This window comes from Rhodanobacter hydrolyticus (assembly GCF_044904645.1).
In genome coordinates, this window is record NZ_JADIKK010000008.1 from 3,741,971 (window position 1) to 3,754,429 (window position 12,459).

At 66.3% G+C, this 12,459-nt stretch carries 7 protein-coding genes; 4 read left to right on the top strand and 3 right to left on the bottom strand.

From position 1 onward, the window contains the following. Positions 1–109 precede the first annotated feature (109 nt). Together ISP25_RS19325 and ISP25_RS19330 are read left to right on the top strand one after the other, a co-directional pair. Positions 110–2,590: a glycoside hydrolase family 2 protein gene (locus tag ISP25_RS19325; RefSeq protein WP_404616042.1), complete on the top strand. Its 2,481-nt coding sequence runs from the start codon at positions 110–112 to the stop codon at positions 2,588–2,590. Positions 2,591–2,620: 30 nt separating this feature from the next. Continuing rightward, positions 2,621–4,489 (top strand): beta-galactosidase, encoded by a 1,869-nt coding sequence (locus tag ISP25_RS19330; protein WP_404616043.1) that lies wholly within the window; start codon positions 2,621–2,623, stop codon positions 4,487–4,489. Between the two features lie 161 nt (positions 4,490–4,650). Here the strand turns inward: ISP25_RS19330 and ISP25_RS19335 are convergent, their stop codons facing one another. The 3 genes from ISP25_RS19335 to ISP25_RS19345 are packed head-to-tail and all read right to left on the bottom strand — an operon-like array spanning position 4,651 to position 9,223. Then, positions 4,651–6,990, bottom strand: coding sequence for a glycosyl hydrolase family 95 catalytic domain-containing protein (locus ISP25_RS19335; RefSeq protein WP_404616044.1), 2,340 nt, complete (start codon positions 6,988–6,990; stop codon positions 4,651–4,653). Then, positions 6,990–8,051, bottom strand: a complete 1,062-nt coding sequence (locus ISP25_RS19340; protein WP_404616045.1) for an alginate lyase family protein — start codon at positions 8,049–8,051, stop codon at positions 6,990–6,992. Before ISP25_RS19340 ends, ISP25_RS19335 begins: the two co-directional genes overlap by 1 nt. After that, complete coding sequence (locus ISP25_RS19345) at positions 8,048–9,223, bottom strand: glycoside hydrolase family 88/105 protein (protein WP_404616046.1); 1,176 nt, start codon at positions 9,221–9,223, stop codon at positions 8,048–8,050. Before ISP25_RS19345 ends, ISP25_RS19340 begins: the two co-directional genes overlap by 4 nt. Positions 9,224–9,337: 114 nt before the next feature. Here ISP25_RS19345 and ISP25_RS19350 point away from each other — a divergent pair, with 114 nt between their 5' ends. Next, the gene (locus ISP25_RS19350) at positions 9,338–10,546 is read left to right on the top strand and encodes a DUF4861 family protein (RefSeq protein ID WP_404616047.1); all 1,209 of its coding nucleotides are present in this window, start codon (positions 9,338–9,340) and stop codon (positions 10,544–10,546) included. Between the two features lie 23 nt (positions 10,547–10,569). Further along, complete coding sequence (locus ISP25_RS19355; RefSeq protein ID WP_404616048.1) at positions 10,570–12,435, top strand: beta-galactosidase; 1,866 nt, start codon at positions 10,570–10,572, stop codon at positions 12,433–12,435. Positions 12,436–12,459: the final 24 nt, after the last annotated feature.

The window sequence follows — 12,459 nt, forward strand, 5'->3', positions numbered from 1 at the left end:
TCCATGTACATAGCCATGGATACATCGATCCTCAGCAAGGGACTCTGCATCGGCAATTCACCTACTGATGGCTTGAGCGGGCTGCGTGCGGCATGAAAGGTTTGAATGCATGAAATTGTCGCGCCGTGGCTTCAACAAACTTGCGCTGGCCACCTTGGCCAGCCCGCTGCTTGCACGCGCCGGCGCGGCTTCGCTGCAGGGGCAGGGGGCAGGCCATACGCTGGGCTGGAACGACGACTGGCGCTTCAAGCTCGGCGATGAACCTGCGGCATCCGATGCCGGTTTCGACGACGCGGGCTGGGAGCGGGTGAACCTGCCGCACTGGGGGCGGCTGGAGGCTTGGAACGTTTCCCATACCTACCAGGGTTTCTGCTGGTACCGCAAACGGCTGCGCATCGATGAAGACCTGCGCGGACGCAAGGTGTGGTTCCTGAGCGAAGCCGCCATGCAGGTCGCCGACGTGTGGGTGAACGGTGTGCACCGATTGCGGCACGCAGGCGGCTACCTGCCGTTCGGCGTGGACCTTTCCGACGACCTGCGCGCGCGCGGCGAAGCGGTGATCGCGATACGGCTGGACAACCGCTACAACCCCGACGTGCCACCCGGCAAGCCGCCGGAGCAACTCGATTTCTGCTACTTCAGCGGCATATACCGCAACGTCGCGCTGCGCGTCGGTGATGCCCTGCACATCACCGATCCGGTGCTGGCCGGCAGCGTCGCAGGTGGCGGTGTCTTCGCGCGATGCATGCAGGCTTCGGCGAGGCGAGCCGTGCTCGATGTGTCGACGCATGTGCGCAACGACGGCGACGATGTCGCCGCGTTCGTGGTGCATGCGACGCTGCATGATGCGGATGGCCGACTGGTGGCGCGGGCCGAAACCGGCCGCCAATCCTGCAATACAGAGCAAAGCGCGACGGTGCGGCAACAACTCGAAGTCGATTCGCCCGCGTTGTGGTCGCCGGAGTCGCCCAGCCTGCATCGGCTCACGGTACGCCTGCTGCGTGACAGCAAGGTGGTCGATGAAGCGCGCCAGTGCATCGGCATTCGCTGGCTGGAAACCGACCCGCGCCGCGGCTTCTTCCTCAACGGCAAGCATCGCGTGCCGTGCGGCGCAAACCGCCACCAGGCCTACCCATACGTCGGCAATGCATTGTCCGACCGGGCGCAGTACCGCGATGCGAAGAAGCTGAAGGCGGCCGGCTTCGACCTGATCCGTCTGTCGCACTACCCGCAGTCGCCCGCGTTCCTCGATGCCTGCGACGCGCTGGGCATGATGGTGATCGAGTGCATTCCCGGCTGGCAGCACTTCACCGACGACGCGGTGTTCCGTGCCGCGGTGGAGCAGAACCTGCGCGACACGATTCGTCGCGACCGCAACCACGCCTGCGCCGTGCTGTGGGAGGTCACACTCAACGAGACCTACGGCCACGACGATTTTTTCCGGCACATGGTCGACGTGGCACGCCAGGAATACCCGGGCAGCCAGATGCTGACCTGCGGCGATGCCGAAGGCCACGACGACGCGCTGATCCGCAGTTACGACGTGCCCTACAGCGGCTGGGACGATGCAACGCACAGCCGCCCCAGCCGCGCACACGGTGCGATGAGCCTGCACCGCGAATATGGCGACAACCAGTTTGGCGCGTACAGCCGTTACGACCGCGGCAGCGGCGAATACCTGATGCTGGTGCAGGCGTGGAATTACCAGACGGCGCTCAACCAGCAACTGCAGCTGCCGTGGACCTGGGGCCAGTGCGCGTGGGAGGCCATCGACAACAACCGCGGCATGTCCACGCAGGTCGCCACCTGCGGTGCGATGGACCTGTTCCGCCTGCCCAAGTTCCTCTACCACTTCTTCAGGAGCCAGCGCCCGCCCGGGCTGCGCGATCCGCGCTTCGAAAGCGGCCCCGTGGTTTTCATCGCCAATTACTGGACGGCCAAATCCCCGCATGACGTGGTGGTGTTCTCCAATGCCGACGAAGTGGTGTTGCTGGTCAACGGACGCGAGGTGCAGCGGCGGAAACCGGACAGCGGCCCGGACGTTCCCTTTGGCGACGGCAGCGGTTTCGACCTCAATTACTGGCAACACCAGTCCGGCGCGCCGCGCGACGAACGCGCCAGCAACGTGAACCAGCCTATCTACGGCGGCGGCAACGCCAGGGCGCTGGCGCATCCGCCGTTCACCTTCAAGGATGTGACCTTTGAAGCGGGCGAACTGAAGGCGGTTGCGTACATAGGCGGGCATGTCGTGGCGAGCCAGGTGCGCAAGACGCCGGGCGAAGCCGTCGCGTTGGCCATGGATGTGGATCTGCAAGGCATGGATCTTGCCGCGGATGGCAGTGACCTCGTGTTCGTGCATGCCACGGTCGTCGACGCACACGGCACCACGGTGCCGGACGCCACGCAGCTCGTTGCCTTCGAGGTGGATGGCCCGGCTGAACTGATCGGCGACAACCCGCGCATGGCCGAGGCAGGCATCGCTTCGGTGCTGCTGCGTTCGCGCAAAGCGAGCGGAATGATCCGGCTGTGCGCCAAGGCACCATCGCTGGCTGCGGCGGAATTCGAATTGCGTCCCCGGAAACCGGGATAAGCCTCAGAGCTTGGCAACAGGAGAGAACCGATGCAACGCAGACACTTTCTCAAACTCGGTGCGCTCAGCGTGGCTGGCACGCTCGCCGCGGACTTTCGCCTGCGTGCCGACGCACTACCCGCGCAAGACGACCACGCGCCGCGGCCGAACGACGGCAAGCCGCACCGCTTCAGCTTCGGCAAGCGGCAGTTCCTGCTCGACGGCAAGCCGTTCCAGATCAAGAGCGGTGAGATGCACCCGATCCGCATCCCGCCCGAATACTGGCGGCAGCGCATCCGCATGGCGAAGGCGATGGGCCTCAACACCGTCAGCCTGTACCTGATGTGGAACGCCTACGAATCCGAGCCCGGCGTGTTCGACATGACCACAGGTGCGCGCGACTTCGCGCGCTTCATCCGCCTGTGCGCGGAGGAGGGCATGTGGGTGTACCTGCGCCCCGGCCCCTTCGTCGCTGGCGAGTGGGACTTCGGCGGATTGCCGTCGTACCTGCTGCGCGACCCGAGCATCGTCGTGCGCACTAAGGACGACGCGCGCTACATGACGGCGGTGCGCCGCTACTTCGATCATGTCGCACCGCGCATCGCGCCGCTGCTGGTGGCGAACGGCGGGCCGATCCTGATGCTGCAGATCGAGAACGAATATGCCTCGTATGGGCGCGACCTCGGTTACCTCGAAGTGCTGCGCCAGCTGTGGCTGGAGCGTGGCATCGAAGGCCCGTTCTCGATTTCCGACGGACTCAGCCAGATCCAGTCCACACATACCTACCTGCCGGGCGTCGCACTCGGTCTAGATGGCGATACCGATTTCGAGGCGGCACAAGCGATCGCCGGCGATCATCCGGTATGGATGGGCGAGGGCTATCCCGGCTGGATTTCCTCCTGGGGCGAGAAGGATTTCCCGAAGGACGATTTCGAGCCGACGCTGAAGCAACTGCTGGCCGCCGGACGTTCGTTCAATCTCTACGTGGTGCACGGCGGCACCAACTTCGGCCTCACCTCCAGCGGCATTTCGTGCGCGGACGGCGGTGGCTTCCTGTCGGTGACCACGAGCTACGACTACGGCTCGCCGATCAACGAACACGGTGCACCCGCGCCGGCCTATCACCGTTTCCGCGCCTTGCTCGCGCAACACTCACCGCACAGCCTGCCCGAAGTGCCGGCGACGCCAGCCATCGCGGGTTTCGATCCGGTGCAGGCGAAGCCGGTGGCCTCGCTGTGGGATCTTCTCCCGGCGCCGCAGAAGGTGCACGCGCCGCGCTCCAACGAGGAACTGTTCGCGCAGAACCAGGGCATGGTGCTCTATCGCAAGCGTGTGCGCGGCCGGCAACTGCAGCTCACCGGCGTGCACGACTACGCCACGATGTTCACCGACGGCAACTATGTGGACTACGTCTCGCGCGTCGTCGACCCACGCCTGCATACCGCGGGCAAGTTCGTTCTGGACGGGCAGGAGCGTGTGCTCGACCTGCTGATCGACAGCTTCGGCCATATCGGAAACGCGCAGATATACAACGACCGCAAGGGCCTGGTCGGCAACGCGCAACTGGATGGCCAGACGCTGCTGGACTGGGACGTGTACAGCCTGCCGGTGGATGATGCGCTGCTGCAGCGCGTACGCAACGCGCCATCACCGTCGGCACCCGATCGGCCGGGCCTGTTCTTCCGCGCCGAAGTCACGCGCGACGTCGAAGCGGATGCGTACGTGGACATGAGTGCGTGGCGCAAGGGCTACCTGTGGGTCAACGGCCACCTGCTGGGGCGCTACTGGAACCTGGGCCCGCAGCAGCGGCTGTATTGCCCCGCGCCGTGGTGGCGCAAGGGCGTCAACGAAATCCTTGTACTGGATTTCCACCGCACGAGCGGTGTGCCTATTGGCGGGGCCACCAGCTTGCACCGTTGAGATATGTGTCGAGGCTGGCTCTTTCGCTCGCCATCCCGGCGCAGGCCCACCGCTGTCGGGAATAATTTCGAACCCCGATGTCCACGTAGAACGCATGCCGCCATCGTGCTTTGTTCGTCATTCCGGCGCAGGCCGGAATGACGATCTGGGTAGCCGAGGCCTTACGGCAAGCCGATATGCCTCGTGCCCAACGTTTTCGGTTCGCTGGCCGCGCTGCCGTTGATGGCTGCATACGGAAGATTCGCGCTCGGTTGATCGACACGCTGGATCAGATAAGCGTTGCCGGCCTGGGCATCGAAACTCAGCACGTTCTGCTTGTCTGCCCCGGCAACGCGCTTGCCGCTACCTGACTCGACGGCTTCGATCGATTTTCCTGGCCACGGATTGCGCACCGTCATGCGTCCATCGGCTCCCGCCTCGATCACTACCGTGCCAGGCACGCCATCGCGTATCTGCAGGTCGACCTTACTGCGCTGCTTGATGTACACCGTGGCGTCGGCGTTCCAGCCTTTCGGCCATGCAGGCGCGATGCGGATCAGGCCGTCGTGGTCCTGCACCAGCGCGTCCTGCAGCGTGGCGGCGACCACGCCGATCTGTTCGACGTAGAACTCGCCGCCGGTGAATTTGGCGAAGCCGGAGGGGTATTGCTGGTACTTGCCGGTGAGCGTGAGCAGGGCGGTTTTCACCTCATCGGCGAGGCCGAGGCGCGCAGCCTGCAGCGGATCGGAGCTCCAGTCGTTCTCGAACTTGTTCGGGCGCTGCAGGTAGGTGTGCACGCCAAGCGCATGCTGCGGGCCGTCCTCGTCGATCAGTGCATAGGGCCAGACGGGTTCGAGGCCGATGTTCTCCGTGTTCTGGATTTCCGCGCCGGCGTCGTATGACGGACCGATCACGCTGCCGTCGCCGGATTTCTGCGGCGGGAACGCGGGGATCTTTGGCAACGCCCCCCGCAACTCGGCGACCAGCGCGGCATCGGTGTGCAGGGTCTGCGCCGCCTCGATGATGACGGGGAACACCGCCTTCATCGCCGCGATGTCGGTGGTGGGGTCGTGCACGTCCCATTGCGTTTCGTGCGCGTTGGAGGGGAAGGTGTGCCGCAGGCCGTCCACGCCGGGTCTGGCGTAGGCGAGCAGGAAGCGCGCAGAGGCGGCCATCACCGGATAGTTGGCGGCGAGAAAGGTGCGATCCTGCGTGGCGAGGTATTGCTGCCAGATCCACAGCGAGACTTCGGCGCCGGTGCTCAGCGTGCGTGCGTTGTAATACGGCGGCGACTTCGCGCTGCAGTTGATGCCTGGGCCGCCCATCCAGCTTTCGTTCTCGTAGCCGCGACCGTTGAAGCGCATGGTCTCCGGCACGCAGGCGCCGGGGCGTCCATCCATCTGCGCCTTTGTCCATGCCTCGATGTTGGCGAGGTTGCTGCGGTAGAGGTTGAAGTACGGCGCGTTCAATTCGTACAGGCCGGCGCCGAGGTTGGCGGCGACCTGCATGCGCAGATTCCAGTGCCAGTACGCGGAAGGCGCCCAGCGATGCTGGTCGCGCGTGGAGGCAAACAGGTCGGCGAGGCCGGCCTGCGAGCCCGGCAGCGGGCCACGGCTTTCGGCGGCGGTGGCGTACAGGTCGATCGCGCGCAGGTTCTCCATGTATTCCGCACTGCCGTCGGTGGAGCCGAGTTTCATCAGGCCGGCGCGCTGCCAGAACGCGTTCCACCAGTCGCGGTGCGCGGCGTCGGGCATCCTGCCGGCGTCGGCGAGCAGCGCCTGCGCGCGCTGCAGGGCATCGCCGCCTTTCCACTCCGGCGCGGCGACCAGTACGCGGAACGAGCCGTCCGCCTCGGGTCTGAACGACAGCTCCACCGCCTGCGGTCCTTGCACCTGCGCGCGCACGTCGCGGGCCTGCGCCGTGATCGCGGCCAGCGAGCCGAAGGTCTGCCCGGAGGCGCCCGCTTCGCTGTCGTCCCTCCACGTTTCGGCGAGCACGGCCACGCCTTGCTGCGCGATGGCCCGTGGCTTGCGCGGTTGCCACAGGTGCAGCAGCACCGACTGCCGCACATTTGGATCGGCGCCATGCACTTCGACCACGGCAACGTCGGTGTCGGGTTGCACGTAGACCGTGGCCTGCATGCCTGCGCCGCTCTCGCGGAATTCGCCATCGTGGAGGGCGAGCCGGCCCGCGTAGTCGGGAGCTTTGGTCAAACGCTTGAGGCCAGCGAGCACGATCTGGCCCGGTGACAGGCGGCCCGGCAAGGTATCCGCGCGGTTGAGCTGCAGGGTCAGACCGTCTTCCGACCACACGGCGAGGCCCAGGCGCCCGTTGCCCAGCGGCATCGCTTCGTCGGCGCGCAGGTTTGCGTGTTTCAGCACGATGTCGGAGCGGCTCACCACGCCGCCGACGTTCGCGTCGAAGCGCCGGTCGTGCCATGCGGTGGTGGTGTCGGCGGCATGGCATACGGGTATGACTAGACCGGCGGCGAATGCGAGCGTGGCAAGCACAGTGCGCTTCATCACTTGCGCTCCGGGGACAGCGCGCAGGCTTGCAACACGGGTGGTGCACTGCCCAGTTGTCCAGACAGCGCCCGGTACTTCGGCAGCAGCACCGCCGCCTGCGCATACAGCGCGGCGCTGTTGTGCGGATCCCAGGTGCCGCCGTAGCCCTTCAGTCCGGCCTTTTGCCGCTCGATGTCGAAAGGCTCGCTGGTATGTACGAATTCCTGATGTGCGCGCCGGCCCTCGGCATAGGGTTCCAGCCAATCCAGCGCGGCGGCGATGGAGCTGCCGGTGGAGGAGCGGCCCTCGAGCAGGTTGTCCTTGCCATAGGGCGAGAGTGCCAGTGCGGCCTGCACCAGCGGTTCCAGGTCGTAGGTGACGTAGTGCAGGGCGTCGCGTTGTGCGAAGTCCACCGTCCTGCCATCGGGGCGAATGTTGGCGGCCACCTGGAGAAGCAGCCGCTCGCGCGCTGCGGCGATCAGTGGCGGATCGCCCAGCGCGGCGGCACTGACGGCAAGCAGCTTGATGCGATGGCTCTGCCAGTTGTTGATGTCGTTGATGTAGGTGGAGCCGGCCTTGGCCTGCAGGCGGGCGAGGTAGCCCTCGGCAATACGGTGTATCAGTGTGGCCATTGCGTTGCGGGTGGCCGCGGGCAACGCGTCGCGGGTGAGTGCGTAGGCTTGGAACAGATTGGCGAGGTTGGTCTCGTCGATGGGGTTGAAGTCGGGCTGGTAGGTGTTGGCCCAGGCGTCGAGGTAGCGCGCCGTCTGTTGCAGCAGCTCGGGCTTGCCGCTTAGTCGCCATGCCACCGCGGCGCGCAACGCCAGCGGCCAGTCGCGTTCGGCTTCGTCGCTGGCGTCGTGGATGCCTTGGTGCGGCAACAGGCCCTGCGTGTGCACGTGGGCCATGGGGTGTGGCTGGGCATCCAGGTGCGCGAGCGCGTCGGTTACCACGGCATCGTTCGCATGCGCGGGCGATGGTGCGGTCAGCGGGCACCACCAGCGGGGCGCATCGCCGGCGTGGGCTGCGGCGCAGGTGAGAGTGAGCAGGGCGACGGGAATGAGGTGGCGCGTGTTCATCGCGATGTCTCCTTGCTCAGCGCATCGACTTCGCCGGCTGCAAGCAGGAAGGCACCCACGCCGTACACGTAGCTGGCGCCGGGCGGGTAGTCGCCCGGCGCGGCACCGATGGGCTGGATATCGCCGAGGCGGCCATCGGCGTAGATCTCGTCGACCAGCCCGCGCCAGCCGCGCGCTATCACTGGACGATAGCCGGCTTCGTCCAGCACGCCGTGGTGCACGCCCCACGCCAGTGCGTAGACGATGAAGGCGGAGCCGGAGGTTTCGGGGCGCGGGTAGTCCGCCGCATCGAGCAGGCCAGCGCGCCAAAGGCCATCGCGGCCCTGCAGTTGCGCCAACCGTGCGGCCATCTCGCGGAACTGCTGCACGTAGCGCGGACGCTGCGGATAGTCGGCTGGCATCAGCGTCAGCACGCGCGCCAGGCCGGCCATCACCCAGCCGTTGCCACGGCTCCAGAACAGCTTGCTGCCGTTGCGCTCGTGCTTGTGCAGGTAGGAAGCGTCGCGGCTGTAGAGGTGTTCCACCGGGTCGTACAGCAGCGCGCTGGTGATCCACCACTGGCGATCCATGTAGTCGAGGTACGTCTTGTCGTGCGTGGCGTCGGCGAGACCGGCCCAGGTTGCCGGCGCCATGAACAGCGCGTCGCACCACCACCACAGCGGATGCTGGGCGTCGTCGGCTGTGCGCATCTGCATGTCGTAGCGTTCGCGCAGCGGCGCGAGCATCGCGGGGTCGGGCATGCGCGCATAAAGCGCCAACCACGCCTGCGCCACCGCCTGGTCGTCGGCGTGGTGCACGCGCGGGCCGAGACCCCAATGCGTGTGTTCACCCACGCTGCGCACGTAGCCTGCGTAACGCGGGTCATGCAACTGATCGCTGGCGCTGAGAAAGCCGAGGTAGAGCGGAGCGAAGGTCCAGTCCAGGATGTCGTCATCCTTCGCCCGCGCGTATTGCCACGCGGCGACCTTGGCTGCGGCGCGGCGGATGTCGGCTGCACGCATCGCGCCGGAGAGCTGCGCACGCGGTCCGGGGGCGGTCGGCGCGTCGCCGGCCCTGGGGTCGTCGGCGTGCGCCGGGCGTGGCAGGGCCAGCAGCGTGGCAGCCAGCAGACTGAGCACGTACAGCAGCAGGCGCGATGAGAACAGGGGCGGGGCGAGGCGTGCAGCGGGCATGTCGGTTCCGGCGCGGGCTGGCGTGTTGTGACCGGAACCGAGCTTAGGCTAGAGTTTCAAAAAGTTTCAATAACTTTTGAAACTTTCGAATTCTTTCTGTCGGACAAAGCAGACATGACGGCAGCGACACGCGGCATCAGATGGGGCTTGGCGTCGTTGACGGCGTTGTGGATGGTTGCGGCTGCTGCCGCGCCGGTGGCTTCAGCGCCGCTGGAGCTGACAGTGCGCAACCCGCTAGCGCTGGCCAGGCACGGCGAGGTGCTGACGCTGCCGATGGCCGACGTGCTGCAACGCCGGCCGCAGTGGCGCACGCGCGCGCTGGCCGTGCGCGTGGCGGGCAGCGTCGATTGGTTGCCCGCGCAGGCGTATGCCAGCGATGGCGGCAAGACGCCGGATCAATTGCTGGTGCAGTTGGACATCGCGCCGAAGGCGACCGAGCAACTGGAAATCCTTCCCGCGCCTGCGTCGATGCCGGAACCCGCGAACCCGCTGTACGCGCGCCTCGTGCCCGAGCGCGACGACGACTTCGCGTGGGAAAACGAGCAGGTGGCGTATCGCATCTACGGCACCGCACTGGAAAAGGCCGGACAGGTGTTTCCGGGCATCGACGTGTGGTCGAAGCGGCCGCCGCGGCACGTGGTGGATGCCTGGTACAAGCGCGACGCCGAAGGACAGCGCCTGAACGACCCCTCGATGTCGTACCACATCGACCACGGCGATGGCCTGGACAGCTACGACGTGGGGCACACACCGGGCGACGGCGGCACCGCGGGCTGGCTGGACGATGCGCCGGTGGCTTCGCGCAACGCTTCGCAGGTACGCATCACGGCGCTGGGGCCGGTGCGGCTGCGCTTCGAGGTGGACTATCCGCCATGGCACGTGGGCAACGCGCTGCTGCATCAACACAAGGTCGTCACGCTGGATGCCGGCTCGCATCTCAACCGGCAGTTGGTGACGTACCGCATCGAAGGCGCGTCGCGCGCCACCGTGGCCGCGGGCGTGGCGGTGCATGCCGGGGCCGATGTCGTGCACGACGGTGCCACCCGGATCGCCGTGTGGGATACACCGCAGAAAGCCAGCGCCGGCCACATCGCCACAGCGCTGCTGCTGGCGCCGGGCGAAACGGCGCGCTACGCAAGCACGCGCGATGCGTCATGGGCATTGTTCGACGTCAACGATGGCAGCGTCATTCGCTTCGCTTCCGGCTCGGGCTGGTCGCAGGGCGACATGCCGGACTTTCGTGCATGGCAGTCATATTTGTATGATTATTCGATGCGCTGGTCGAATCCCTTGCAGGTGCACTGGCTGCGCGATCGCCAATGACGAAATCCACCGAGGAGTACGCCATGCAACGTCGAACCTTCCTGCGCCTGAGTATGCTGACTCCATTGGCTCTTGGAGCCAGTTGGCGTATCGACAAGGCGAATGCCGCTGCGGCTACGGCCACACCCGGCGTCAGGCCGGATGGCAAGCCGCACCGCTTCGGGCTTTCCGCACAGCATTTCCTGCTCGACGGCAAGCCGTTCCAGATCATGAGCGGTGAGATGCATCCGATCCGCATCCCCGTCGAGTACTGGCGCCAGCGCATCCAGATGGCGAAGGCGATGGGACTCAACACCATCGCGGTCTACCTGATGTGGAACACAATGGAATCGGAACCCGGCGTGTTCGATCTGCACACCGGCAACCGCGATTTCGCGAAGTTCATCCGCCTCTGCCAGGAAGAGTGCATGTGGGTGTACCTGCGTCCCGGTCCCTACGTCTGCGGCGAATGGGACTTCGGCGGCTTGCCGCCGTACCTGCTGCGCCATCCGCACATCCGCGTGCGCGACAAGGACGACGCCGACTACATGGCCGCGGTGCGCCGCTACATCGCCACCGTGGCACCGGTGGTGAAGCCGCTGCTGGCGGAGAACGGCGGTCCGATCCTGATGGTGCAGGTGGAAAACGAGTACGCCTCGTTCGGCCGCGACCTCGCTTATCTCGAAACGGTTCGCACGCTATGGCAGGAAAACGGCGTGCACGGGCCGTTCTCGATCTCCGACGGGCTGGCCCAGGTGCGCGAAGCGAAGACCTACCTGCCCGGCGCCGCACTGGGCATCGACGGCGACACCGATTTCGCGGGCGCGCAGGCCATCGCGGGCGAGCTGCCGGTATGGATGGGTGAAGGCTATCCCGGCTGGATCACCCACTGGGGCGACAAGGAATTCGCGCGCGGCGATTTCGCCGGCACGCTGGCCAAGCTGTTGGCCCAAGGCCGCTCGTTCAACATGTACGTGGTGCACGGCGGCACCAACTTCGGCTTCGGCGCGGGCGCCAATGCGGACAACGATTATTCGAACTTCCAGCCGGTCATCACCAGCTACGACTACGGCTCGCCCATCGACGAACATGGCGCACCCACCGCGGACTATCACGCCTTCCGCAAGCTGATCGCCGCGCACACGAAGCAGCAGCCTCCCGCGTTGCCGGCGGTGCCGCCGATGGCGAGCTTCGCCGCCGTCACACCGCAGCCGTACGCTTCGTTGTGGGACAACCTGCCGGCTGCCCGGCATGTACAGCGGCCGCAGCCCAACGAACTGCTGTTCGCGCAGGACCATGGCATGGTGCTGTATCGCCGCGGCTTGAAGGGCGGCGGCGAACTGACCCTGGACGGCGCGCGCGACTACGCCACGGTGTTCCACGGCGGCCGTTACGTGGATTACGTCTCGCGCGTGAAGCATCCCAAGCTGCGCGCGGACAACAAGGTGCAGCTGCCGGCGAGGCAGGACGAGGCACCGTTGGAAATCCTTGTCGACAGCTTCGGCCACGTGAACTTCGGCCACGCCATGGCGGACCGCAAGGGCCTGGTCGGCGACGTGCAACTCGACGGCAAGCCGCTGGAAGGCTGGAAGGCGGTGGGCCTGCCGCTGGACGATGCGTGGCTGGCCGCGCTGAAACCGCTGCAGGGCAAGCCAGCGCGCCCCGGCATCTTTTTCAAGGGCGCGTTGTCGCTCGCGCAGCCAGGCGACTGCTATCTCGACATGGCGGACTGGGCCAAGGGCTATCTGTGGGTCAACGGCCACCTGCTGGGCCGTTACTGGAACCTTGGTCCGCAGCAGCGCCTGTATTGCCCTGCGCCATGGCTGCGCACCGGCGACAACGAAGTGCTGGTGCTCGACATGCATCGCACCGAGGCGGCGGCGATCCGCAGCGCCGCAGGCTTGCAGTAGCGACCACTATCGCGGCGCCCTGCA

What these genes read in the sequence shown, in the direction of transcription:
- ISP25_RS19325 (WP_404616042.1), top strand. Translation starts at nt 110, where the DNA reads ATGAAATTGTCGCGCCGTGGCTTCAACAAACTTGCGCTGGCCACCTTG.
- ISP25_RS19330 (WP_404616043.1), top strand. Translation starts at nt 2,621, where the DNA reads ATGCAACGCAGACACTTTCTCAAACTCGGTGCGCTCAGCGTGGCTGGC.
- ISP25_RS19335 (WP_404616044.1), bottom strand. Translation starts at nt 6,990, where the DNA reads ATGAAGCGCACTGTGCTTGCCACGCTCGCATTCGCCGCCGGTCTAGTC.
- ISP25_RS19340 (WP_404616045.1), bottom strand. Translation starts at nt 8,051, where the DNA reads ATGAACACGCGCCACCTCATTCCCGTCGCCCTGCTCACTCTCACCTGC.
- ISP25_RS19345 (WP_404616046.1), bottom strand. Translation starts at nt 9,223, where the DNA reads ATGCCCGCTGCACGCCTCGCCCCGCCCCTGTTCTCATCGCGCCTGCTG.
- ISP25_RS19350 (WP_404616047.1), top strand. Translation starts at nt 9,338, where the DNA reads ATGACGGCAGCGACACGCGGCATCAGATGGGGCTTGGCGTCGTTGACG.
- ISP25_RS19355 (WP_404616048.1), top strand. Translation starts at nt 10,570, where the DNA reads ATGCAACGTCGAACCTTCCTGCGCCTGAGTATGCTGACTCCATTGGCT.